The sequence below is a fragment of the Streptomyces sp. NPDC059371 genome, from assembly GCF_042751995.1.
Taxonomy (GTDB): Bacteria; Actinomycetota; Actinomycetes; order Streptomycetales; family Streptomycetaceae; genus Streptomyces.
Genome location: NZ_JBHYXD010000031.1, coordinates 23,269 through 46,792 on the forward strand (window position 1 = coordinate 23,269; position 23,524 = coordinate 46,792).

General features: G+C 72.6%; 22 protein-coding genes and 1 pseudogene. 15 read left to right on the forward strand and 8 right to left on the reverse strand.

Annotation, left to right across the window (positions count from 1 at the left end; genetic code table 11):
* Nucleotides 1-120 precede the first annotated feature (120 nt).
* From ACFXGX_RS19475 to ACFXGX_RS19485, 3 genes are all read left to right on the forward strand, one after another.
* Nucleotides 121-1,473 carry a peptidase C39 family protein gene (locus ACFXGX_RS19475; protein ID WP_384792424.1) on the forward strand — a complete coding sequence of 451 codons (1,353 nt, stop codon included), beginning with the start codon at nt 121-123 and terminating at the stop codon, nt 1,471-1,473.
* 301 nt (nt 1,474-1,774) lie between these two features.
* Nucleotides 1,775-1,921, forward strand: a complete 147-nt coding sequence (locus ACFXGX_RS19480) for an SCO1431 family membrane protein (protein WP_384792427.1) — start codon at nt 1,775-1,777, stop codon at nt 1,919-1,921.
* Between the two features lie 136 nt (nt 1,922-2,057).
* A complete protein-coding gene (locus ACFXGX_RS19485) occupies nt 2,058-2,717 on the forward strand; it encodes a TetR/AcrR family transcriptional regulator (RefSeq protein WP_384792430.1) in 660 nt (219 codons plus the stop codon).
* Nucleotides 2,718-2,823: 106 nt separating this feature from the next.
* Here ACFXGX_RS19485 and ACFXGX_RS19490 read toward each other — a convergent pair whose 3' ends face one another.
* Nucleotides 2,824-3,057, reverse strand: coding sequence for a hypothetical protein (locus tag ACFXGX_RS19490; protein WP_384792433.1), 234 nt, complete (start codon nt 3,055-3,057; stop codon nt 2,824-2,826).
* Nucleotides 3,058-3,479: 422 nt separating this feature from the next.
* Here ACFXGX_RS19490 and ACFXGX_RS19495 point away from each other — a divergent pair, with 422 nt between their 5' ends.
* Both ACFXGX_RS19495 and ACFXGX_RS19500 read left to right on the forward strand, forming a co-directional pair.
* Nucleotides 3,480-4,592 carry a hypothetical protein gene (locus ACFXGX_RS19495; protein ID WP_384792436.1) on the forward strand — a complete coding sequence of 371 codons (1,113 nt, stop codon included), beginning with the start codon at nt 3,480-3,482 and terminating at the stop codon, nt 4,590-4,592.
* Nucleotides 4,593-4,605: 13 nt separating this feature from the next.
* Nucleotides 4,606-5,718 carry a phosphotransferase family protein gene (locus ACFXGX_RS19500; protein WP_384792439.1) on the forward strand — a complete coding sequence of 371 codons (1,113 nt, stop codon included), beginning with the start codon at nt 4,606-4,608 and terminating at the stop codon, nt 5,716-5,718.
* A gap of 13 nt (nt 5,719-5,731) precedes the next feature.
* On the opposite strand, the gene ACFXGX_RS19505 is transcribed toward ACFXGX_RS19500, so the two are convergent.
* Complete coding sequence (locus ACFXGX_RS19505; protein WP_384792442.1) at nt 5,732-6,166, reverse strand: hypothetical protein; 435 nt, start codon at nt 6,164-6,166, stop codon at nt 5,732-5,734.
* Between the two features lie 268 nt (nt 6,167-6,434).
* On the opposite strand from ACFXGX_RS19505, the gene ACFXGX_RS19510 reads away from it, so the two are divergent.
* The 4 genes from ACFXGX_RS19510 to fxsA all read left to right on the forward strand — a co-directional run bounded on the left by ACFXGX_RS19510 (nt 6,435) and on the right by fxsA (nt 10,648).
* Complete coding sequence (locus tag ACFXGX_RS19510; protein ID WP_384792445.1) at nt 6,435-6,875, forward strand: Lrp/AsnC family transcriptional regulator; 441 nt, start codon at nt 6,435-6,437, stop codon at nt 6,873-6,875.
* A gap of 125 nt (nt 6,876-7,000) precedes the next feature.
* Nucleotides 7,001-8,617 carry an amidohydrolase gene (locus tag ACFXGX_RS19515; RefSeq protein WP_384792448.1) on the forward strand — a complete coding sequence of 539 codons (1,617 nt, stop codon included), beginning with the start codon at nt 7,001-7,003 and terminating at the stop codon, nt 8,615-8,617.
* A gap of 537 nt (nt 8,618-9,154) precedes the next feature.
* Entirely contained in the window at nt 9,155-9,946 is a 792-nt protein-coding gene (locus tag ACFXGX_RS19520) for a polyprenol monophosphomannose synthase (protein WP_384792451.1), read from the forward strand.
* 141 nt (nt 9,947-10,087) lie between these two features.
* Nucleotides 10,088-10,648 carry an FxsA family membrane protein gene (fxsA, locus tag ACFXGX_RS19525; protein ID WP_384792454.1) on the forward strand — a complete coding sequence of 187 codons (561 nt, stop codon included), beginning with the start codon at nt 10,088-10,090 and terminating at the stop codon, nt 10,646-10,648.
* Between the two features lie 309 nt (nt 10,649-10,957).
* Here fxsA and ACFXGX_RS19530 read toward each other — a convergent pair whose 3' ends face one another.
* The 4 genes from ACFXGX_RS19530 to ACFXGX_RS19545 form a co-directional block, all read right to left on the reverse strand.
* Nucleotides 10,958-11,332, reverse strand: coding sequence for an RNA polymerase-binding protein RbpA (locus ACFXGX_RS19530; protein ID WP_081223278.1), 375 nt, complete (start codon nt 11,330-11,332; stop codon nt 10,958-10,960).
* A gap of 255 nt (nt 11,333-11,587) precedes the next feature.
* Nucleotides 11,588-12,937: an MFS transporter gene (locus tag ACFXGX_RS19535; protein WP_384792457.1), complete on the reverse strand. Its 1,350-nt coding sequence runs from the start codon at nt 12,935-12,937 to the stop codon at nt 11,588-11,590.
* Nucleotides 12,938-12,978: 41 nt separating this feature from the next.
* Nucleotides 12,979-13,746: a glycerophosphodiester phosphodiesterase gene (locus ACFXGX_RS19540; protein WP_384792460.1), complete on the reverse strand. Its 768-nt coding sequence runs from the start codon at nt 13,744-13,746 to the stop codon at nt 12,979-12,981.
* The gene (locus ACFXGX_RS19545; protein ID WP_384792463.1) at nt 13,743-14,429 is read right to left on the reverse strand and encodes a YitT family protein; all 687 of its coding nucleotides are present in this window, start codon (nt 14,427-14,429) and stop codon (nt 13,743-13,745) included. The genes ACFXGX_RS19540 and ACFXGX_RS19545 overlap by 4 nt, the downstream gene beginning before the upstream one ends.
* Nucleotides 14,430-14,527: 98 nt before the next feature.
* On the opposite strand from ACFXGX_RS19545, the gene ACFXGX_RS19550 reads away from it, so the two are divergent.
* Complete coding sequence (locus ACFXGX_RS19550) at nt 14,528-16,027, forward strand: PLP-dependent aminotransferase family protein (protein ID WP_384792466.1); 1,500 nt, start codon at nt 14,528-14,530, stop codon at nt 16,025-16,027.
* A 225-nt stretch (nt 16,028-16,252) separates the two neighbouring features.
* Here the strand turns inward: ACFXGX_RS19550 and ACFXGX_RS19555 are convergent, their stop codons facing one another.
* Nucleotides 16,253-17,824, reverse strand: coding sequence for a hypothetical protein (locus ACFXGX_RS19555; protein WP_384792469.1), 1,572 nt, complete (start codon nt 17,822-17,824; stop codon nt 16,253-16,255).
* Nucleotides 17,825-17,863: 39 nt separating this feature from the next.
* Nucleotides 17,864-18,058 (reverse strand): hypothetical protein, encoded by a 195-nt coding sequence (locus ACFXGX_RS19560; protein WP_384792472.1) that lies wholly within the window; start codon nt 18,056-18,058, stop codon nt 17,864-17,866.
* 260 nt (nt 18,059-18,318) lie between these two features.
* Between ACFXGX_RS19560 and ACFXGX_RS19565 the strand changes: the two genes are divergently transcribed.
* From ACFXGX_RS19565 to ACFXGX_RS19585, 5 genes and pseudogenes are all read left to right on the forward strand, one after another.
* Nucleotides 18,319-18,711: an ankyrin repeat domain-containing protein gene (locus ACFXGX_RS19565; protein WP_384792475.1), complete on the forward strand. Its 393-nt coding sequence runs from the start codon at nt 18,319-18,321 to the stop codon at nt 18,709-18,711.
* A 300-nt stretch (nt 18,712-19,011) separates the two neighbouring features.
* Nucleotides 19,012-20,430, forward strand: a complete 1,419-nt coding sequence (locus tag ACFXGX_RS19570; protein WP_384792478.1) for a HEAT repeat domain-containing protein — start codon at nt 19,012-19,014, stop codon at nt 20,428-20,430.
* Between the two features lie 139 nt (nt 20,431-20,569).
* Nucleotides 20,570-21,733, forward strand: a complete 1,164-nt coding sequence (locus ACFXGX_RS19575) for a glycosyltransferase family 4 protein (RefSeq protein ID WP_384792481.1) — start codon at nt 20,570-20,572, stop codon at nt 21,731-21,733.
* Nucleotides 21,730-22,884, forward strand: coding sequence for a glycosyltransferase (locus ACFXGX_RS19580; RefSeq protein WP_384792485.1), 1,155 nt, complete (start codon nt 21,730-21,732; stop codon nt 22,882-22,884). The genes ACFXGX_RS19575 and ACFXGX_RS19580 overlap by 4 nt, the downstream gene beginning before the upstream one ends.
* Nucleotides 22,881-23,524, forward strand: a pseudogene (locus ACFXGX_RS19585) (SGNH/GDSL hydrolase family protein); the annotation flags it as partial. The gene ACFXGX_RS19580 and the pseudogene ACFXGX_RS19585, both read left to right, overlap by 4 nt.

Consider the following 23,524-nt stretch of genomic DNA (forward strand, 5'->3'; position numbering starts at 1 on the left):
GGCCGAAGTGCTGGCAGAAGTCGCCCTCCGGCGTCCATAGTTGGCGCACAACAGAACATTCTTTGTCACACGACAGAGCATTGGGCCCGCCCGTTCCGGACACCTGGGGGTTCTCCACCCATGAGCAGAGCCGAACAGCCGTCCCGCAGAATCGTCCTGGCCGCCGCGGTGGCCGCGGCGGCGGTGGGGGCCGCAGGCCCGCCGGCCGCCGCCGCTCCGGCCCGCCGGACCAGAGCGCCCGGCGGACTGGTCGACAACCGTGCCTGGACCTCGTACAGCGACTGGCGCTCCGGCAGTGCGCGGGGCGCACGGGCCGTGCCGGGCGCCCGCCCCGGGCTGGTGTTCGGCGCCCCGGCCGGCACGACGGACTACACCGACCCGCACACCGGCAGGACCGCCACCTGGGAGTACGCGACCTGGACCTCGCCCGTCCACCGGCTCGCCGTCCCCGCCACGGAGGCCATCGCCTCCTGGAACGCGCGCACCCCGGCCGGCACCTGGCTCCAGGTCGAGCTGACCGGCACCTACTCCGACGGCACGGACACGCCCTGGTACGTGATGGGCCGCTGGGCCTCGGGTGACCAGGACATCAGGCGCACCTCCGTGGACGACCAGACCGACGGACGCAGCACGATCTGGACGGACACCTTCTCCATCGACGACGCGGCCTCCGGCCTGCGCCTCGTCTCGTACCGGCTGCGCCTGACCCTCTACCGCACCCCGGGCTCCAAGATCACGCCCACCGTGTGGCGGCTGGGCGCGATGGGCTCCGACATCCCGGACCGCTTCACCGTCCCCGCCTCGGCCCCGGGCCTCGCCCAGGAGCTGAACGTTCCGCCCTACTCGCAGGAGATCCACGCCGGTCAGTACCCCGAGTACGACAACGGCGGCGAGGCCTGGTGCAGCCCCACCTCCTCGCAGATGATCATCGAGTACTGGGGGCGCAGGCCCACAGCCGAGCAGCTCGCCTGGGTCGACCCGGCCTACGCCGACCCGCAGGTCTGCCTCGCGGCCCGCTCGACCTACGACTACCAGTACACCGGATGCGGCAACTGGCCCTTCAACGCCGCCTACGCGGCCACGTACAAGGACCTCCAGGGTGTGGTGACCCGGCTCGGCTCGCTCACCGACCTGGAGACGCTGATCGCGGCCGGCATCCCGGCCATAACGTCCCAGTCGTTCCTGAAGACCGAGCTGACGGGCGCGGGCTACGGCACCTCGGGCCACCTCATGACCGTCATAGGGTTCACCGCGGACGGCGACGTGATCGCCAACGACCCGGCCTCGCCCGGCGACGAGGCGGTGCGCAGGGTCTACAAGCGCTCCGAGTGGGAGAACATCTGGCTGCGCACCAAGCGCTACAACGCCTCCGGGAAGGTCGTCTCCGGTACCGGCGGGGTCTGCTACCTGTACTTCCCGGCGCATCCCTCGGCGCGCCAGGGCAAGGCGCTCGCGGCGGTGGGCATCCGGTGATGTGACGGCGGCCCCCGTCGGCCGGGGCCGCCCTTCCGGACGGAGCCGCGCCCGTCGGCCGGGGCCGCCCTTCCGGCCGGAGTGCCGTCCCACAGGGGCGCCTCCGGCCCGGCCGGGGCCGTGTGACGAGACGCACACGGGTGGCGGGCGGGCGGAATCCAGCGGGATCCGGAGCCGTCGGTCCGTGGACGTGACCTGGGTCTCTACCGGTGACCGCGGCTCCGGTGGCAAGGTGGTCGGGTCGGTGGGGAGCCGACGGGAGGCGGGGGACGTCACCGCACCACTACGTCAGCGAGATGCCATGACCGCGAGTTCCGCCACCGCCCCTCGTCTCGGCACCCGTACCGGAGGCCCGAAGGACGACGGCCCGAAGATCCTCGAACACGTCGTGGGCTGGATCCTCGTGGTGGTCGTGGCGATGCTCGTGACGCGGCTCGGTCTGATCTGAGACGGCGCTGCCGCCGGAGACCCAGCGGCCCGCTCCCGGGCATGACGAGCGAGACGCCGATCGCCCCCGGATGACGGTCGGCACGGTTCTGCCATACTGCCCATGTTCCGTCGGCAGTTGGAGACCAGGGCCGGAATTGAATAATAGTCAACAACGCGAGGTCGACCGTCCCCGGGCGCGGGGCACCGACCGCTCGCTGGCGCGCCGCGCCGAACTCATCGCCATCGGGCGCAAGTTGTTCGCCGACACGTCGTACGACGCCCTGTCGATGGACGACATCGCGCGGCAGGCGCACGTCGCCAAGGGGCTGATCTACTACTACTTCAAGTCCAAGCGCGGCTATTACCTCGCCATCGTCGAGGAATCGGTCGCGGAGCTGGTCTCCCGGGCCGCCGACGGTCTGGAACTTCCTCCGGTGGAGCGGGTCCACCGCACGATCGACGGATACCTCCGCTACGCCGAGCACAACCAGGCCGCCTACCGCACGATCATCGCGGGCGGCGTGGGCTTCGACACCGAAGTGCAGGCGATACGCGACGGAGTGCGCGAGGCGATCGTCGCGACGATCGCCGAAGGGGCGTACGGCAGGGGGAGGGTCGGACCGCTTCCGCGCATCGCCCTGCTCGGCTGGCTGCACAGCGTGGAGGGAGCCACCCTCGACTGGATCGGCCACCCGGTGCTGTCGCGCGAGACCATGCGCGAACTGCTGGTGAAGATGCTGGGGGGTGCGATGCGTGCCGTCGAAGAGCTCGATCCCTCGTACGCGGCCCCGCCCGACGCCCGGCGGGACAGCTGACGGAACACTATGGAGGACTAGACCACCCTGTCAATGGTTCGGACCAATTGGCGATTACCTCGGCGGCCGGCTGGATCCGGCCGGTGACCTCGGCGACGCGCCGAGGTCACCCGCGCGGGTCCGCGGCGCCCAGGCCGAACTCGTTCCGCGGATCCCGCGACGCGCCGAAGCGGCCGTCGCCGTGCGGATCCCGGCCCGGGGCGAAGCGCTCCTCCGCCCGTGATTCGGTGAGCGCGCCGAACTGCCCGTACCCGTACATCGCCGACGGTGCCGCCAGGCGTGCCCACTCGGGGTCGTGGTGGCCCGGCAGCGTGCGGCCACGATCCGCCCAGGCGCGCATCAGGGCGCGGTAGATGGGTGGATCCTGAGCCGGCGGGGGTGGCGGTGGCGGCGGTACCCAGTGAACCGATTGCGTCGGAGCCGGGACGAGGATCCGGCGCCGGTGCCCGGTCGCGGAAGGTGTGGGGCTCATACCGGGGCAACGTGCGGGCGGGCGGACAGGTCACCCGCCCGTGGAATCGGGTGTGTGTTCAGGACGGGACCCTCGCGAGCCCGGCGCCGGAACGCGCGCCGTCCGGTCCTCGCTTCCGCCGTCTGGTCCTCGGTGAATATCTGACGTACCGTCAATTCGGCCGCCGGGGGCCCTGCCTGGGTGACGCCGGCCGCCGCCGGGGGTCGCCCCTGCTCGCGGACCTCGGGGCGTTGCGTGCCCCGTCCCGCGTCTCCGCCGTGACCGACCGGACAGGTTCCAGGAGGCTTGACGTGAACGACGACCGTCCCGTCCCCCTCGACGAGTACCCCGTGCACCAGGTCCCGCTGTCCATGAAGCAGGTGGCGAGCGGCGACCGCAACGCCTACGACCGCTGCATCTTCCACATCCTCGACCACCGGGGCCGGGCCCTGCTGATCCTCGGCCTCGGCGTCTATCCGAACGTCGGGGTGATCGACGCGTACGCCACACTGCGCCTCGGTGACGCGCTGCACGCCGTCCGGGCGTCCGACGCCCTCGGCGACGACCGGATGAACCTGGCCGTGGGGCCCCTGCGGATCACCGTGGAGGAGCCGCTGCGCCGGCTGCGGCTGCGCTCGGACGACAGCTCACTGGCGTACGACATCACCTGGACCGCCGACTTCCCGGCCCTCTGGGAGCCGCACCACGTCCAGCGGCGCGGCGGCCGGCTCACCCTGGAGGGCCGCCGCTTCGTGCAGGCGGGCGGTGTCGAGGGCGTCATCCGCGTCGGGGGCGAGGAGATACCCGTCGGCGCGGGGGAGTGGACCGGCACCCGCGACCGCAGCTGGGGGGTGCGCCCCATTCCGGGGGAGGAGGGCGGCCGGCTCGCCGCCGAGAACCCGACGGAGGGATTCCACTGGATCTGGTGCCCGGTGCGCTTCGAGGACCGCTTCCTCATGGTCGTCGTCCAGGAGGACGCCGACGGATACCGCACCCTGGGCGACGCGATCCTCGTGCGCGACGGCGAGCGCGACCTCCAGCTCGGCTGGCCCCAGGCCGACATCACCTACCGTCCCGGTACCCGGCACCCCACCTCGGCCGTCGTCCACCTGAATCGCTCCGTGGACCGCAAGCCGCTGGAGCTGGGGGTGGAGGTGCTGGCCTCGTCCCCGCTCGCGCTCGGCGCGGGATACCCGCCCGCCGACGACTGGCAGCACGGCACCTGGCGCGGCCGCGGCTGGACCGACCACCGCGTCTACGACCTCTCCGACCCGGCCGCGCATCCCCTCGCCCGCTACGGGGTCACCGACCACGCGGCCCGCTTCACCCTCGACGGGCGGACCGGGTACGGGATCTTCGAGCACGGCTCGTTCGGCCGCCACGATCCGAGCGGCTTCACCGGGTTCGACTCCGTCGCGCCCTGAGAGGAGTGGCGGCATGGCCACGGCACCCCGACCGCGGACGACCACCCGTGACCCCGAGGAGCTCGCGCGCAGGCTGACCGCCTGGCTGGATACCCGCCTGCCCGGCGCCCGCGCGGTGAATCCGAGCGTCCCCGAGTCCAACGGCCTGTCCAGCGAGACCCTGCTCTTCGACATCGACCATCCCGAACCGCCGTTGCGCGCCTGCGCGTTGAGACTCGCGGCGGACCCGGGGGCGTACACCGTCTTCCCGGTCTACGACATGGTCCGCCAGTACCGCACGATGCGTCTGGTCCGCGAGCGCAGCGATCTGCCGGTGCCCCGCGTGCGCTGGCTGGAGGAGGACCCCGGACCGCTCGGGGCACCGTTCTTCGTGATGGAACGCGTCACCGGGCGCGTACCGCCCGACGTCATGCCCTATACGTACGCGGGCAACTGGCTGCACGCGGCGACCGATCCCGAACGCGAGCACCTGGAAGCCGCCTCGATCGCGCTCCTCGCCCGGCTTCACGACCAAGTCCCGCCGAAGGAGGCGGACTTCCTCGCACTGCCTGGCGACGGCAGCCCGCTGCGCCGCCATGTCGAGGCCCAGCGCGCCTACTACGCGTGGGTGACCGAGGGGCTGGCGCGGTCCCCGCTCATCGAGAGCGCCTTCGGCCGGCTGGAGGAGTTGTGGCCGGGCGACGAGGGCGAGGCGGTGCTCAACTGGGGCGACGCGCGCATCGGGAACGTCGTCTACGACGGCTTCGACCCCGTCGCCGTACTCGACTGGGAGATGGCGGCACCGGCCCCGCGCGAGGTCGACCTCGGCTGGACCGTCTACCTGCACCGCTTCTTCCAGGACCTGACCACGGGGTTCGGGCAGCCCGGTCTGCCCGGCTTCCTGCGCCGCGACCGCGTCGAGGCACGCTACGCCCGCCTCACCGGCCACACGCCCCGGGACATGGACTTCTACACGCTGTACGCCGCCCTGCGGCACGCCCTCGTCATGCTGCGCATCGCCTACCGGCAGGCGTACTTCGGCGAGGTGAGCGTCCCCCCGGACCCGGACACGCTGATCCTGCACCACGGCAGCCTGCGGGCCATGGTGCAGGGCAGCTACTGGGACGAAGCGGGCGATACCCGCTGAACGTGCCGAGCGGTCAGGCCGCGCGCCGCATCTCGGAAGTCCGCACGGGGACCGAGCCCGGTCCGCCCACGTGAGAGAACGGCTGCGTACGCCAGTTCAGTCCCTGAGGAAGGGTCAACAGGAGGGCGGTGTCCTGCTGCTGGGGCTCCGTGCTGTCGTCGGCGGACCGCGCCTCGGCGGCCGCACGGCCCGTGCCCGAGCAGACGGTGAGTCCGAACGGGTTCCACGGGGAGGCGCACAGGGCGTGCTCCGGCAGGACCTCCTCGTCCGCCAGCAGCGCGATGGGCTGCGCACAGGCCGGGCAGATCACCCGGTACATCTCGAACGTGTCGTACGCGTCGAACTCGTCACCGTCCAGGGCGTCGGATTCGACGCCCTCCGGCTCGGGTTCGAGTACGGCCTGCTGCCGCTTGAACGCGGTACGACCAGGGCGCTTAAGACTCTGCATGGGATTCTCCCCCTCGGGTGGGCCGACAAGGCACTGCGACCTCGACCACAGCAAGCACTTCCCGTCCCGTCTCCGAGGTAATCACGCGAACCTGACGGACCCGGTTGCATTCATGTGTCCTTCGTCACATGCCGTCCGCAGGTGCCCGGCGCGCGGAGGAAGGGGCGGCCGGATGGCACATTAACGACGCCTCGCCACATCACAAAGCGGGTATGACCTGCGCCGCTGAGTATCCCGGGGGATCGGCGGCCCTGTAGGTTCTTGCGCCATGGAGGAGCTGGACCGACAGATCGTGCAGCTGCTCGTCGCAGACGGGCGGATGAGTTACACCGACCTGGGCAAGGCCACGGGCCTGTCCACGTCCGCCGTGCATCAGCGGGTACGCCGTCTCGAACAACGCGGCGTCATCCGGGGCTATGCCGCGGTCGTGGACCCGGAGGCCGTCGGGCTGCCCCTGACCGCCTTCATCTCGGTGAAGCCGTTCGACCCCAGCGCCCCCGACGACATCGCCGAACGCCTCGCGGGCGTCCCGGAGATCGAGGCCTGCCACAGTGTCGCGGGCGACGAGAACTACATCCTCAAGGTGCGTGTCTCGACGCCGCACGAACTCGAGGAACTCCTCGGGCGGCTGCGGACACTCGCGGGTGTGTCGACGCGCACCACGGTCGTCCTGTCGACACCGTACGAGTCCCGCCCGCCCCGCATCTGAGGGGCCTCGGGGCGCGGTCGCGCGAACACACGGACCCGTCCCGATCGGCGGCCCGACCCGACCGGCCCGCCGTGTCGACGGCACCCGGGCGACGGCCGGCCGCCGGCAGGCGCGAGACTGTTCCCATGAGTGAGAGCACCGCCCCGTCGGACACCGTGCTGCTGCGCGGTGGAGAAGTCCACAGCCCCGCCGACCCCTTCGCGACCGCGATGGTCGTGGAACGGGGGCAAGTCGCCTGGGTCGGCTCGGAAGGCGCCGCCGACGCCTTCGCCGAGGGGGTCGACGAGGTCGTCGACCTCGAAGGCGCCCTGGTCACCCCGGCGTTCACCGACGCACACGTGCACACCACCGCCACCGGACTCGCCCTCACGGGCCTCGACCTGTCCGACGCGCCGTCCCTGGACGCGGCGCTCGCCCTCGTACGCGACTTCGCCGCCGCCCGTCCGGCCGACCGGGTGCTGCTCGGCCACGGCTGGGACGCGGCCCGCTGGCCCGGCGGCCGCCCGCCGGCCCGCACCGAACTCGACACCGCGACCGGCGGACGCCCGCTCTACCTCTCCCGCATCGACGTGCACTCCGCGGTGGCGACCAGCGCGCTCCTGGACCTGGTCCCGGGCGTCACGGCGCTCGCCGGGTACGCGCCCGACGGCCCCCTGACCCGCGACGCCCACCACGCCGTGCGCGCCGCCGCGCTCGGCGCGATCGGTGACGCCCAGCGCACCGGGGCCCAGCGAGCCGCGCTCGCCCACGCCGCCTCGCTCGGCATCGGCTCCGTGCACGAGTGCGCCGGCCCCGAGATCTCCTCCGAGGACGATTTCACCGGACTGCTGCGGCTCGCCGCCGAGGAGCCCGGACCGCGAGTCGTCGGCTACTGGGCCGACCGCGACGTCGAGAAGGCGCGAGCCCTCGGCGCCGTCGGCGCGGCCGGCGACCTCTTCGTCGACGGCTCCCTCGGCTCGCACACCGCCTGCCTGCACGAGCCCTACCTCGACGCGGACCACACGGGCCTCGTCCACCTCGACGCCGACGCCGTCGCGGCCCATGTGGTCGCCTGCACCGAGGCGGGCCTCCAGGCGGGCTTCCACGCCATCGGGGACGCCGCGGTGGCCTCCGTGGTCGACGGCGTCCGCGCCGCCGCGGAGAAGGTCGGCCTGGCCCGTGTGCGCGCCGCCCGGCACCGCGTCGAGCACGCCGAGATGCTCACCCCGGAAACCGTCGCGGGCTTCGCCGAACTCGGCCTCACCGCCTCCGTGCAGCCCGCCTTCGACGCGCTGTGGGGCGGCGAGGAAGGCATGTACGCCCAGCGGCTCGGAGTCGACCGGGCCAGGGCGCTCAACCCGTTCGCGGCCCTGCTGCGCGCCGGTGTGCCGCTGGCCTTCGGGTCCGACAGCCCCGTGACCCCGCTCGACCCGTGGGGCACCGTACGCGCGGCGGCCTTCCACCGCACGCCCGAGCACCGGGTGTCCGTGCGGGCCGCCTTCACGGCCCACACACGGGGCGGCTGGCGGGCCGTGGGACGGGACGACGCGGGCGTCCTGGTGCCGGGCGCGCCCGCGGACTACGCCGTGTGGCGCACGGGTCATCTCGTGGTCCAGGCCCCCGACGACCGGGTCGCGCGCTGGTCCACCGACCCCCGCTCCGGTACTCCCGGCCTCCCCGATCTGACCCCCGGCGGCGACCTGCCCGTCTGCCTGCGCACCGTGGTCGGCGGACGGACGGTGTTCGTACGGCCCAACGAGTGATGTCCCGGGGTGCCCAGTGCTCTTCCAGGGCCCGGCACCCCGACGTTCGACCTGCGCATCCTCGGCGCTGACCAGGGCTTTGTCGGAAAAGGCGCAGATCAAGCCAGTGTTGACAGCCTGCCGCAGGGGGCGGGTAGGTTCTGCCGGGTCCACCACCGGACGGCCGACGGGGGAACTCCGCACGGCCTCCGGCGCCGCTGGGTCAGGGGTGGTGCGCCGCACCGGCGTACCGCCACTGGGAGCCAGGCCCAGCACCGGCGCCGCGAGGCGAGGGAACGTTCCGACAAGTCGGCAGGTGTGACCCGGGTGGGGCCCGGACGTTCAGTAGACAACGGCTTTCGGTCGACCCGCAGCCAGCGGGTCCCAGGTCGGCCCGAAGGGCGCCGGGCCCCGATCCGAAGGCGGCGACGCCGCGCCGGCGCGTCCGCTCTTACCCGCCTCTTGGCGAATCGACACCCCCGTAGGGCCGCCGCGACGCAGCGGCGCAGGCTGGGCGCACTATGGTGGAGCCCTGCGTACGGATACGAAGGGGCAGCAGTGAACGACGGCGACGGGACCCTCGCGGCGGAAGCCCAGGGGAGGCGGTTCGGTCCGCTCGGCACGGCCTTGGTGATCATTCCGACCTATAACGAGGCGGAGAACATCAAGAAGATTGTCGGCCGGGTGCGATCCGCCGTGCCCGAGGCGCACGTGCTGGTGGCGGACGACAACAGCCCCGACGGCACGGGCAAGCTGGCCGACGAGCTGGCGGCCGACGACGAGAACGTCCAGGTCCTCCACCGCAAGGGCAAGGAAGGGCTCGGTGCCGCCTACCTCGCGGGGTTCCGCTGGGGCCTGGAGCACGGCTACGGCGTACTCATCGAGATGGACGCCGACGGCTCGCACCAGCCGGAGGAACTTCCCCGCCTGCTGACCGCCCTCAAGGGTGCCGACCTCGTCCTCGGCTCACGCTGGGTGCCGGGCGGCCGCGTGGTGAACTGGCCCAAGTCCCGCGAGTTCATCTCGCGCGGCGGCAGCCTGTACTCCCGCGTCCTGCTCGACGTGCCGATCCGGGATGTGACGGGCGGCTACCGTGCCTTCCGCCGCGAGACCCTCGAAGGTCTCGGCCTCACTGAGGTCGCCTCCCAGGGCTACTGCTTCCAGGTCGACCTGGCCCGCCGCGCGGTGAAGGCCGGCTACCACGTCGTCGAGGTCCCGATCACGTTCGTCGAGCGCGAGCTGGGCGACTCCAAGATGAGCCGCGACATCATCGTGGAGGCGCTGTGGCGCGTCACCACCTGGGGTGTGGGCGAGCGGGTCGGCCGGATGACCGGCCGCAAGCGGTCCTGACCCCGCCCTGACACCACGCGAGGCGCACTCACCGGCCCGTCCGGGCGACAGGGCGGGCCGGTGAACAGCGCCAGGGCCCGTGGGCGCCGGGTTGAGCGTCCGCTTATCCCGATTTGAGGTGCGCCCAGGCACACTGGGAGCATGACGACAGGCGTTTCGACCCCCACCCGCCCGCAGCGTTCGCGGCTGCGCACCTTCCTGCCGCTCGGCGTCGCGGTGTGGCTGGTGCTGGAGATCTGGCTGCTGACGCTCGTCGCGCGCGCCACGAGCGGTTTCGTGGTGTTCCTGCTGCTGGTCGCCGGGTTCGTCCTCGGCGCCGTGGTCATCAAGCGGGCCGGCCGCCGCGCTTTCCGGAATCTCTCCCAGACGCTCCAACAGGCGCAGGGCGGTGTCACGCCGGGCGGCGACAGCGGCCGGGGCAATGGCCTGACGATGCTCGGCGGCCTGCTCCTGATGATCCCGGGCCTGATCTCCGACGCCGTCGGACTGCTCCTGCTGGTCCCGCCGGTTCAGAAGGGCGTCAGCCACTTCGCGCAGCACGCCTTCGAGCGCAAGATGCGGCTCGCCGCCCCCGGCACCGTCGGCGACGCCTTCCAGCAGGCCCGTATGCACCGCCCGGACGGCAAGGTGGTCCAGGGAGAGGTCATCAGGGACGACGCCCCGCGCGAGCCCGGCGGCACCTATCCGCCCCTGAGCCGCTAGCGGACACGCGGCCCGCCGCGTCGGACCCGGGGACCGAACGGCCGGAAGCCGGGCGCCCGGCTTCCGGGCCCGGCCCATGACGTACGGAAGTGACGCACGGAAACCGGGCCCTTTGACCGACGGAGGCCGGACCCCGGCCCTCTCTTGACCAAGGGAGGGCCGGAGCCCGGCCCTCTTTACCGACGGAAGCCCGGATCTCGGCGCCCCGGAACCGAATGCGTCGAAACGCACGAGACCGCGGGCCCCGTACCTGACGTACGGTGCCCGCGGTCTCGGCGTGCGGTGTATGCCGCTCGACCCTCTGAGGGGTCAGGCGGACTTTCGGCTGTCCCGCGGATGCACCGCGATGTTCATCGCGCCGGAGCGAAGAACGGCCAAACGCTCTTCGAGGACCTCTTCGAGCTCCTCGCGAGTGCGCCGCTCCATCAGCATGTCCCAGTGCGTGCGCGCGGGCTTCGCCTTCTTTTCCTCAGGGCCGTCGCCGTCCACGAGAAGTGCCTGGGCCCCGCAGACCTTGCACTCCCACTCCGCCGGAATTTCGGCCTCCACCGAGAAGGGCATCTCAAACCGATGCCCCTTCTCGCATGCGTACTCCACGGCCTGGCGCGGGGCCAGGTCGATGCCGCGGTCCGTCTCATAGCTGGTCACTACGAGGCGTGTGCCGCGAAGAGCTCGCTCACTCATGAATCGTGCCTCCCGGGCTTGTCGCCCACAGGACAGGTGTCGCTGTCGTCGTCATCCGGTCAACGTCCGGTCGGCGGTAAAGATTCCCGTTGTGGGTCATGCGTCGCCGTCGTAGCCGCCCCTTGTTGTACCCACCGTCGCCCGGTTTGTCACATCTGGTATCAGATGTCACCCAACGCTTCAGTATCATTGACGCGCAGTAACGGTACGCCAGGCAGGCCAAACGCGTACACTACCGCTCTTTGGCCCCGGACGCTAAACCATCTCGGGCACGGGATTGCCCGCGTCCCGGATCGCCTGACGCACCTGGACCCGCGCCAGCAGGACGAAGCCGATGACGAAGAAGACCACGAGCGAGATGATCGCGTCCCGATAGCTTCCCGTGAGCTGGTAGGTCAGTCCGAAGAGCAGCGGGCCGAGCCAGCTCATCCCGCGGTCGCTCATCTCGTACGCCGAGAAGTACTCGGCCTCCTTCCCGCTCGGCACGAGGTGCGAGAACAGGGAGCGCGACAGCGCCTGGCTGCCGCCCAGGACCAGTCCGATGCCGGCGGCGAGGACGAAGAACCACACGGGTGCCCCCGCGGGCAGGAAGTAACCGGCGGCGAGGGTGAGCGTCCAGGCGACGAGTGAGCCGAGGATGGTGCGTTTGGCTCCGTACGTACGGGCCAGCCGGCCCATGCCCAGTGCGCCCCCGACCGCGAGCACCTGGACCAGGAGTACGGCCGTGATCAGGGTCGACTGGCTGAGGCCCAGTTCCTCGGAGCCGTAGACGGAGGCCTGCGAGATGACGGTCTGGATGCCGTCGTTGTAGATGAGGTAGGCGAGAAGGAAGGAAAGCGTGAGGGGCTGGCGGCGCATGTCGCGCACCGTGGCGGCGAGCTGCCGCCATCCGTGTGCCGACGCCCGACCGGCCGAGGGGGTATGGCGATCGCGCAGCCGCTTCAGCGGGACGAGGGTGAAGGCCCCCCACCAGACGCCCGCCGAGGCCAGACAGATGCGTACGGCCGTCGACTCGGAGACGCCGAAACTGTCGTGGGCCGTGAAGGGGACCAGGTTCGCCACCAGGACCACCGAACCCGCCGCGTACCCGAAGGCCCAGCCGCGGGAGGAGACGGCGTCACGCTCCTCGGGCGGGGCGATCTGCGGAAGGTAGGAGTTGTACAGGACCATCGACACGGCCAGCGAGGCGTTCGCGACGATCAGTAGCAGCCCGCCCAGCAGATAGCGGTCGCCGTCCAGGAAGAACATGCCCGTGGTGGCCGCGGCGCCCAGATAGGCCGCCGCCGCGAGCAGCGGCTTCTTGCGGCCCGTCCGGTCGGCGGCGGCACCGGCCATCGGCATCACGACGATCGACAGGATGACCGAGGCGGAGACCGCGTACGCGAAGAAGGAACCGGCGCGGACCGGTACCCCGAGCGGATGGACGAACCCGTCCGCGTCCGCCGCGTGCTTGGCCACCGCCGTCAGATAGGGGCCGAGGAACACGGTGAGCACGCTCGTCGAGTAGACGGAGCAGGCCCAGTCGTAGAAGTACCAGCCGCGCTGTTCTCGCCGGCGCTCCGCGGCCTCGTCGGCCGCCCCCGCCCGCACGGTGTCCGTGCTCACCCGTGCCCTCGCTTCCCCGTGAACGGACCGCGCGAGGAGGCTCAGAACCAGGTGCCCCGGTCTTCCAGGACCTTGCGCAGTGTGTCGATGTGATCGGTCATGATGCCATCGACTCCCAGGTCCAGGAGCCGGTGCATGCGTTCCGATTCGTTTACGGTCCACACGTGCACCTGGAGCCCGCGCGCGTGGGCGGCCCGTACGAAGCGGCTGTCGACCACCGGCACACCCGACTGTGTCTCGGGGACCTGGGCCGCGACCGCGGAGCGCCGCACCGCCGCGGGCACGCCCCAGGAGCGCAGCCGCAGATTGAGCACCCCCCGGGTGCCGAACGAGGTGGCCAGGCGCGGCCCGGCGAGATGCTGGGCACGGGTCACCCGGGCCTCGGAGAACGAACCGACGCAGACACGGTCCCAGGCGTCGGTACGGCCGATCAGGTCGAGCAGCGGGGCGAGCGCGGGTTCGGCCTTGACGTCGACGTTCCAGCGTGTCTCGGGGAACTCTTCGAGCAGCTCCTCGAAGAGGGGAACCGGCTCCTTGCCCGCCACGCGTGCCTGGCTCACGTCGGCCCAGGGGAGGTCCGCGATCCGGCCCGCGCCGTCCGTCACCCGGTCGAGGGTCGTGTCGTGGAAGGCGACCAGCCTGCCGTCCGCCGTGGCGTGCACGTCGGTCTCGATGTAGCGGTATCCGGCGTTCACCGCCCGCCGGAACTGCGTCAGGGTGTTCTCCAGGCCGTCCGCAGATCCGCCGCGGTGTGCGAAGGGGATCGGGCCGGGATGGTCGAGGTAGGGGTGAAGAGTGCGCGTGCTCACCCGGGCAGTATGGCGCGCTCGGGTTGACCTGGGGCGACAACGGCGCTGCGGAGCGGTGCCGGACGGGCGGCGAACACCTTCAGGAAGAACTGGGCCAGGGGGCCGATGGCGACGGCATAGAGCACCGTGCCGACCCCGACCGTGCCGCCCAGCGCGAAACCGGTCGCGACGACGGCCACTTCGAGGACCGTGCGCACCAGGCGGACCGAGCGGCCCGTACGCCGGTGCAGTCCCGTCATCAGGCCGTCGCGGGGACCCGGGCCGAAGCTGGCCGAGATGTACAGGCCCGTGGCCACGCCGTTCAGCCCGACGCCCGCCACCAGCAGCGGAATCCGCAGGGCCAGTGAGTGGGCGTCCGGGATCAGCGCCAGGGTGCCGTCCATGGCCAGGCCGACCACGAAGACGTTGGAGACGGTGCCGAGGCCGGGCCGCTGGCGCAGGGGGATCCACAGGAGCAGCACCGCGGCCCCCACGATGATCGACACGACGCCGATCGTCAGACCGGTCAGCTCGGCGAGGCCCTGGTGCAGTACGCCCCATGGCTCCAGGCCGAGACCCGCCTCCACGAGGAGCGCCGAGCTCGCGCCGTACAGGGCGAGCCCGGCGTAGAGCTGGACGAGACGGCGGGGGAGCCGCCCGGAGCCGGGAGCCTCGGCGGGTGCGGACTCGGAATGTGTGGACAAGGGATGCCCCCGGTGGTGGTAGTGGCCTGGCGCATGACACTCTGTGGCTTGAGAAGTGGCTACAACCATGGCCAATTCGGGGAAGGTGGACTGGAATCATGGCGCAGTGGACTTCGGCGGTGGGGGCCGCGCAGCTCGCCCGGCTCCTCAACTCCCAGCAGGAGCGGCCCGCCGGCCCGGGAACCCGGCGTCCGCCCGCGTATCGCGCCCTCGCCGACGGTGTGCGGCTGCTCGTGCTCGAGGGACGGGTGCCGGTCGCCGCGCGGCTGCCCGCCGAACGCGAACTGGCGCTCGCCCTGTCCGTCAGCCGGACGACCGTCGCCGCGGCCTACGAGGCACTGCGCGCGGAGGGCTTCCTGGAGTCGCGCCGCGGAGCCGGGAGCTGGACCGCGGTGCCCGCCGGCAACCCGCTGCCCGCACGCGGACTGGAACCCCTGCCTCCCGAGGCGCTCGGCTCGATGATCGACCTCGGCTGCGCGGCGCTGCCCGCGCCGGAGCCGTGGCTGACCCGCGCCGTCCAGGGCGCCCTGGAGGAACTGCCCCCGTACGCGCACACGCACGGCGACTACCCCGCGGGCCTTCCCGCCCTGCGCGCCATGCTCGCCGAGCGCTATACGGCACGCGGCATCCCGACCATGCCCGAGCAGATCATGGTGACCACCGGGGCGATGGGCGCGATCGACGCGATCTGTCATCTCTTCGCCGGGCGCGGCGAACGGATCGCCGTCGAGTCCCCCTCCTACGCCAACATCCTCCAGTTGATGCGGGAGGCCGGCGCCCGGCTGGTGCCCGTCGCGATGGCCGAGGGCCTGACCGGCTGGGACATGGACCGCTGGCGCCAGGTCCTGCGCGACGCGGCGCCCCGGCTCGCCTACGTCGTCGCCGACTTCCACAACCCCACCGGCGCGCTCGCCGACGAGAACCAGCGGCGCGGGCTCGTGGACGCGGCGCGCTCGGCCGGCACCGTGCTCGTCGTCGACGAGACGATGAGCGAGCTGCGTCTGGACGAGGGGCTGGAGATGCCGCGCCCCGTGTGCGGGTTCGACCCGGCCGGCTCGACCGTGATCACCGTCGGTTCGGCGAGCAAGGCCTTCTGGGCGGGCATGCGGATCGGCTGGGTCCGGGCCGCGCCCGACGTCATCCGCAGCCTGGTCGCCGCGCGCGCCTACGCCGACCTCGGCACGCCCGTGCTGGAACAGCTCGCCGTCAACTGGCTGCTCAGCACGGGGGGCTGGGAGGAGGCCGTCGGCATCCGGCGCGCGCAGGGCCGCGAGAACCGTGACGCCCTCGTCGCGGCCGTCCGCAGGGAACTGCCCGGCTGGGAGTTCTCCGTGCCGCGCGGCGGTCTCACGCTCTGGGTGCGTACGGGCGGGCTGTCCGGTTCGCGGCTCGCCGAGGTCGGCGAGCGCGTGGGCGTGCGGGTGCCCTCGGGGCCCCGGTTCGGGGTCGACGGCGCCTTCGAGGGATACGTCCGGCTCCCGTTCACCGTGGGCGGCGCGGTCGCGGACGAGGCGGCGGCGCGGCTGGCCGCGGCCGCCCGGCTGGTGGAGACCGGCGCGACCGGAGGAGAGGACGGGCCTCGCACGTTCGTGGCGTGACGCCGGACGGGTCCCGGAGCGGGGTCGGGCTACGCCTGTCCCCCGTCTTCGTCGCGTTCGCCAGGACGGCCACGGGCGTTCGCGGCGCAACGCCGGACGGGCCCGGAGGTTCGTCGCGTACGGCATACGGGCCTCGCACGTTCGTGGCATGACGCAGGACGGGCCGGAACCCTCTTGGGGTTCCGGCCCGTCCCGGGTTCGCGCGGACCGCGGTGGCGGTGCCTCCTACCCCTCCGCCACCGCGACTTTCGCGACCCCGGAGGGCAGTTGTTCCGCCGCGTCCGCGGGCGTCGTCCGTTCCGGCAGCAGCTCGAGCACAGCCCGCCGCTGCGCCGCGCTCGTGGCGTCGTCGTAGGGGTCCGGCGTGGCGGGGACCTGGAGACGCAGGACGGGTCCGGTGCCCAGGCGCGCGTAGCCGCGGCCGGGCGGGACGTCCCGGGTCGGGGTGGTGTGCGGGGGCGCCCCCAGGAACGCTTCCAGCTCGGCGGCCGACGCGGTGCCGAGCACCACGCGCGCGCGGGTGTGCAGCCGTACCGGGTCCCCGATGAAGTCGAGGTTCTCGAAGTGCTCGGCGATCACGACCGTGACGCCCGCGGCGCGGCCGTGCCGCAGCGGGGTCTGGAGCAGCGACTGGGGGTCCTCGCGTCCGTCGGCCGCGGCCAGATGGCCGAGCGCGCTGGGCCGGTCCAGCAGGATCCACAGCGGGTTCCTGATGTCGTCGGGGGCGGGATGCCCCGCCTGGCGGGCGCGGTTCGCGGCGATCAGCCGCCGCTCGGTCTCGTGCGCCGCCCATTCGAGGCTGGCGAGCGCCCCGCCCGTCGAGCACTCGACGGCCAGGACGCCCTCGCGCCCGGTCAGACACGCGTACTCGCCGGTGCCTCCGCCGTCGACGACGACGACATCGCCGTGCTGGAGGGCCTGCAGGGCGATGGAGCGCAGGAGGGTGGTCGTGCCGGCGCCCGGTTCGCCCGTGATGAGCAGGTGCGGCTCGGTGGAGCGGGCGCCCGTACGCCAGACGACGGGCGGAACGTCGCGCTGCTCCTCGCCGTGGGTGAGGGGGAGCGTGCGCTGGACGTCGGCCGGATCGGTGAATCCGAGGACCGTCTCGCCGGGCGCGGTGACGAAGCGCTGGGCGGCGATGTCGGTGGGCAGGGGCGCGAGGACCGTGACGGTGAGTTCGTTGCCCTCCTCGTCCCAGTCGAAGTGGTACTCACGGCCGCGGCCCGACTTGGCCTGCAGGAGCTGCTCGATGCGGGCGCGGGCGTCCGCCTCGCTGTCCGTGAAGTACGCGGGGTAGTGGACGAGCAGACGGGAGATCCGTCCGTCGTCGTCGAAGTCGTACGAGGTGAAGGCCTTCTCCCAGTCGCCGCCGTGGGCGTACAGGGGAGCGGGGTCGTCGGCCGCGGAGAAGTACGGGACGAGCGCGTCGTAGAGACACTGGAGGCGTGCGATCTGCGCCTCGTCCGGGCCGGTCGCGGGCGGTGGGGTGCGCTCGCGACCGGTCCAGGCTGCCGCCGCCATCAGGGTGATGACGGCGAGCAGCGGTCCGTACGGCACCAGGGCCACGATCAGGACCACCGAGGCCACCAGGAACAGCAGCGGTCCGCGCCGGTCCTTGGGGGTGTCGGCCCACTTGCGCCGACCGGCGGCTGCCAGCCGGCGCAGTCCACGGGTGACCGTGATCAGTGGATGGAGGACATCGGTGGCGCTGTCGGCTGCCGTCCGGGCCAGCTCCCGGCTCTTGGCGATCTGTGCGGTGCCGTTGCTGAGGATGCGGGGGAGAGGGCGCCGTGCCACTGCTGTCTCCTGGAGGTGCGTACGAGGTGGGGGACGTCGTCAGAACTTGATCCCGCCGAGGAGGCCCGCGAGGCTCTCCCCGCCGGCCTTGATGCTTGGCGCGATGGCCGTGCTGGCGAGGTAGAAGCCGAAGAGTGCGGCCACCAGGGCGTGCGACGCCTTCAGCCCGCCCTTCTTGAAGAAGAGGAAGACGATGATGCCGAGAAGGACGACGCCTGACATGGACAGAATCATTTGAGCTCTCCTGGATCGTGGGGACGGTCACCATGAGTTGTCCCAAGATCACAGCATGTATCCATACGATAAAAGGTGCAACAGGGTGAAAACTGGCTGATTTCACCCGCGCGACGGAGCCGGCTTGCGCCGCCTGAGCTGCCCTGTTGCGCTCGATGCGTACTTTGTGATCTTTGCCGCGGAGGATGCCTGTCATGTGCCGCCGGAGCCAGTACCCTGTCGATTCACCCGAACGGTTGCATGGAGAGGCGGTCCGGCCGATGAGCGAAGCCCCCGACCCCGAGGTCGTGGAGCTCGCGACCAAGATCTTCGATCTTGCGCGACGCGGCGAGACGGAGACGCTCGTGGCGTATGTCGACGCGGGCGTCCCGGCCGACCTCACCAACGACCGCGGCGACTCGCTCGTGATGCTCGCCGCCTACCACGGCCACGCCGACGCGGTCCGCGCCCTCCTGGAGCGCGGCGCCGAGGCCGACCGGGTGAACGACCGGGGCCAGACCCCGCTCGCCGGCGCCGTCTTCAAGGGCGAGGAGGCCGTCATCCGGGTCCTCCTGACCGCCGGTGCCGATCCGGCCGCGGGCACCCCGTCGGCCGTCGACACGGCGCGCATGTTCGCCAAGACGGATCTGCTCGAATTGTTCGACACGCCATGAATCGAACGCGCTGACCAGGCGAAACGCAGGAAAAAAGGGAGGCGGAACGGGGCCGCCGGAAATACGGTCGCGGCAGGAAGAACGGCCGGGTCATCATGGCGACGTGATTCACGGACGCGATGGCTGGGCAGGAGTTGCCGCACCGCGCGGGCCGTGACTCGGCCCGCATGGGCCACCGACGAGAGGCAGAGGAAGATGGTCTACAGCAAGCAAGAGACGGCGGGCGCCCCGACGTGTTGTCACGCGGCCAGGTAATGCAGGATCCCGGTTGCGTCGACGCTTGATGTGAGGCTGTTTCCCATGTTCGATCCGGTCATAGCGCCCAGCGGAACCCTGCTCGGCCTGCTCCAGAGGGGCCGCGGCGACGGCACGCTGCACGCACTCACCGCACCGCGAGCCGAGGCGCTCGCGGCACTGAACCACTGCGTTCTCAGGGACCCCCGCCACGACTGGCAGGTGGAGAACCGTTCCCTGTACTACGCCCGTCTCTACCTCGACCTGAACGGTGAGCTCGACGAGATCGAGCGGCACCTCTTCGACGCCGAGGACGTCCTGGACGACTGCGAGTCACGCACGGGGCTCGCCCTCGCGGTCCTCGGCCACCTCGCCTCGTACGGCAGGCGCGACGCGCTCGCCCTGCTGCGCAGGTACGCCGCGGTCGGCTCCAACTGGAACTGGGCCCTGGACGAACTGGCCCTGCGCGACGACGACGCGGGCCTGCGCGCCCTCGCCGCCCCCGTGCTCGCCCGGTTCCCGGCCGATCCGGAGGGCGAGGCCGCCCTCGCCGCCGTCGTACGCGACGCCTTCGAGCCACGGCCCTGGCGGCTGTGGGCCGACGACTCCCGTACGTCCATCGCCACCCGGGTGCGCGCCGCCCAGGAGGCAGGGTCCTTCGACCGCTGGCAACGCCAGATGCGACCGACCGGACCCCGCCCCGGCTGGAGCGTCGGCGCCGTCTTCGAATGGGCCCAGCAGGGCGTCGAACGCGGAGCCGCGCTGCACGTCCCCGCCGCCCGCTGCCTGACCGCCGTCGCCGGACCGGAGGACCGCCCCGAGATCGTCGCGGCCGCGCGCCACGGCGTGGAGGGCGCCCGTTGCACGGCCCTGCGCTATCTCGCCGACGGCAACGATCCGGACGCCCTCGGCCTGATCGAGGCGGCCGTCGCGGACGGCTCCACGGCCGTCGCCGAGGCCGCCGTCGACGCCTTCGAACGCATGCGGAGCGTCGCCGCCGTCGACCGGGCCCGCGGCTGGGCGCGCCGGCCCGACGTCCTCGGCGCCGCCGCGGGCCGTGTGCTCGCCTGCCGGGGCGGCGCACAGGACCGCGATCTCGTCCTGGCCACCCTGCGCGAGGCGGTACGGGGCGAGGGCCCCGACGCGCCGACCCTGTGGACCCTCGTCGACGGCACCGGACGGCTCGGCATCGCCTGCGCCGCCCCCGTGCTGCGGCACATCTACCGGGAGACCGCGTCGTCGCATCTGCGTCAGCGCGCCGCCCGCGCCCTGGCCGCCACGGACCCCTCCTTCCCCGCCGGCTTCGCCGTCGAGTGCCTCTGGGACTGCGAGGAGACCACCCGGGAGATCGCCGCACGGCACGCCGAGACCGGTGACGCGCGCGTGGTCGACCAGCTCCGCCGGCTGGCGGCGGATCCGGCCGAGGAGGCCGAAGTCCAGACAGCCGTACGGAGCAGGATCGGGCCCGACATGCCGGCCGTATGAACGTTCGGTGACCCGGGAGTCAGGAGCGCGTGGACGGGGGCTGACCTGCCCGGGTGCGGAGCGGAACGCTCACGGGACGTTCATCGTTCGCATAGATCCACGTTGACGCGGCCACGTCCAGCGGGGCGAGAACACCCGTATGCGTGTCGTCATCGTGACCGAATCCTTTCCCCCCGATGTGAACGGCGTGGCCCACTGCGCGCTCCAGACCGCCCGGCACCTCGTCGATCGCGGTCACGCTCCCCTTGTCGTCGCTCCCGCCACCTCCCCCAAGTTCTCGGCCTCCCCCGACCAGGGAGGCACCCCCACCGGGAACTGGCCCGGCGCCCTCGCGCCGTGCCCGGTCGTCCGCGTCCCCTCCATCCCGCTCCCGGGCTACCCCCAGGTCCGCGTCGCCCTCCCCAGCCGACGCGTCGCCGCGGCGATCACCGAACACCGCGCCGACATCGTCCACCTGGCCAGCCCCTTCATCCTCGGCGTTCGCGGCATGGCGGCCGCCTCCCGGCTCGGCATCCCCGCCGTGGCCGTCTACCAGACCGACCTCGCCGGATACGCCCGCACGTACATCAGCGCGGGTGAGGCCACCGCGTGGCGGCGCATCCGCTCGGTGCACGCCGCGGCCGACCGGACCCTCGCTCCCTCCAGCGCGGCCCTGCGCGACCTGGAGGCGCACGGTGTGCCCCGGGTGCGGCTGTGGGCGCGAGGTGTCGACACGGTCCGCTTCCGCCCCGGTCACCGTGACGAGGCGCTCCGCCGCGAACTCGCGCCGAACGGCGAGGTGATCGTCGGCTACGTCGGCCGGCTCGCCCCCGAGAAACAGATCGAACTGCTCTCCGGCGTCTGCGGACTCGACGGCGTCCGCGTCGTCGTGGTGGGCGACGGACCCAGCGAGACCCACTTGCGCGGCGCGCTCCCCGGCGCGGTCTTCCTCGGCCGGCGCACCGGCGACGACCTCGCCCGGATCTTCGCCTCGCTGGACGTCTTCGCGCACACCGGCCCCTTCGAGACCTTCTGCCAGACCGTGCAGGAGGCCATGGCCAGCGGAGTGCCCGTCGTCGCGCCCGCCGCGGGCGGACCGCTCGACCTGGTCGACCACGGGCGCACCGGGCTGCTGGTCCCGCCGCGCGACGCCGACGCGGTACGGGACGCGGTGCGCACCCTGGCCGCCGACCCCGCGCTACGGGCGGCCTACGGCGCCGCCGGCCACGCCATGGTCGAGGGCCGCACCTGGGCCGCGGTCGGCGACCAGCTCATCGGCCACTACGAGGACGTGCTCTCCGCGCGGAAGCTGGTGGCGGCATGAGCCTGCGCATCGTACGGCTCGCCAACTTCGTCGCCCCCTCCTCCGGCGGGCTGCGCACGGCCCTGCGGGAGCTGGGCGCCGGCTACCGGGAGGCCGGCCACGAACCGGTGCTCGTCATACCCGGCGAGCGCGCGAGCGACCGCGACACCGAGCAGGGCCGGGTGATCACGCTGCCCGGCCCGCTGCTGCCCGGCACCGGCGGCTACCGCGTCCTCACCGACAAGCGGCGCCTCGCCCGGCTCCTGGAGTCGCTCGCCCCGGACCGTCTGGAGGTGTCGGACCGCACCACCCTGCGCTGGACAGGAGTCTGGGCACGACGGGCCCGGGTGCCCGCCGTGATGGTCTCCCACGAGACCGCCGACGGTGTACTGCGCACCTGGGGACTGTCCGAGACGATGGCCCGCCGGACCGCCGACGCCCTCAACGTCCGTACGGCGCACTCCTACGCCCGCGTGGTGTGCACCACCGAGTTCGCCGAGCGCGAGTTCGTGCGGATCGGCGCCCGCAATGTCGTACGAGCACCCCTGGGCGTCGACCTGGTGGACCGGCACCCCGCCCTGCGCGACCCGACGCTGCGCGCCCGCCACGCGCGCACGGACCAGCTCCTGCTCGTCATGTGCTCCCGCCTGTCCGTCGAGAAGCGCCCCGGCACGGCGCTCGACGCGCTGGAGGCGCTGCTGCGGCGCGGGGAGAGGGCCGTGCTCGTCGTCGCCGGGGACGGGCCGCTCAGGGCCCGGCTCGAGCAGCGCGCCCGGGAGCGGAGGCTGCCCGTCACCTTCCTCGGACACGTCGCCGACCGCGCCCTGCTCGGTTCCCTCCAGGCCTCGGCGGACGTGTGCCTGGCACCCGGGCCGGCGGAGACCTTCGGGCTCGCCGCCCTGGAGGCCATGGCCTGCGGCACCCCCGTCGTCGCCAGCGCGCACTCCGCCCTGCCGGAGATCGTCGGCTCCGCCGGAGCCACCGCCGCCGACAACGGGAACTCCTTCGCGGACGCGGTGGGGCTGCTGCTCGGCCGCCCCGAGAACGAGCGCAGGCAGGCCGCACGCGCGCGTGCCGAGTGCTTCGGCTGGGACGCCGCCGTGACGGGCTTCCTCGCCGCGCACGACGCGGTGGCCGTGAACCGGCCGCGTCTCCAGGAGGGCGTGGCATGAGACCGGTGCGGTTCGTCGCCCTCGGGGACTCCCTCACGGAAGGGCTGGGCGACCCCGTCGGGGACCGGTGGCGCGGATGGGCCGAGCTGCTCGCCCCGGGGCTCGCCCCCGGGGACGCGCCCGTGCGGTTCACCAACCTCGCGGTCAGCGGGGCGCAGACACGGGACGTCCTCGAACGGCAGACCCCGGCGGCGCTCGCCCTGGAGCCCGACATCGTCTCCGTCGTGATCGGCGTCAACGACACCCTGAGGTACACGTTCGACATCCACTCGGTGGCCGAACGGCTCGACACCGTGTACGCGGCGTTCCGCGCGCGGGACACCGTCGTGCTGACGGCCTGCCTCCCGGACCCCGGCTCGATGCTGGGGCTGCCGGGAGCGCTGGCCCGCCCGCTGGCCCGGCGTCAGCACGCGGTCAACGCGGTGGTGCACGCGCTCTCGAAGCGGCACGGGGCGATGCATCTGCACGCGGCCGAGGAGGACTGGCTCCACGACCGCGCCGTGTGGAGCGCCGACCGGCTGCACCCGGGGGAACTGGGACACCGTCAACTGGCCCTGCGCTTCCACGCGCTGCTCGCCGAGGAGGGCCGGGGCGCGCGCGCCGCCCCGCCGCCGCCGGCGCCCCGCGGGCGCCCGCCCCC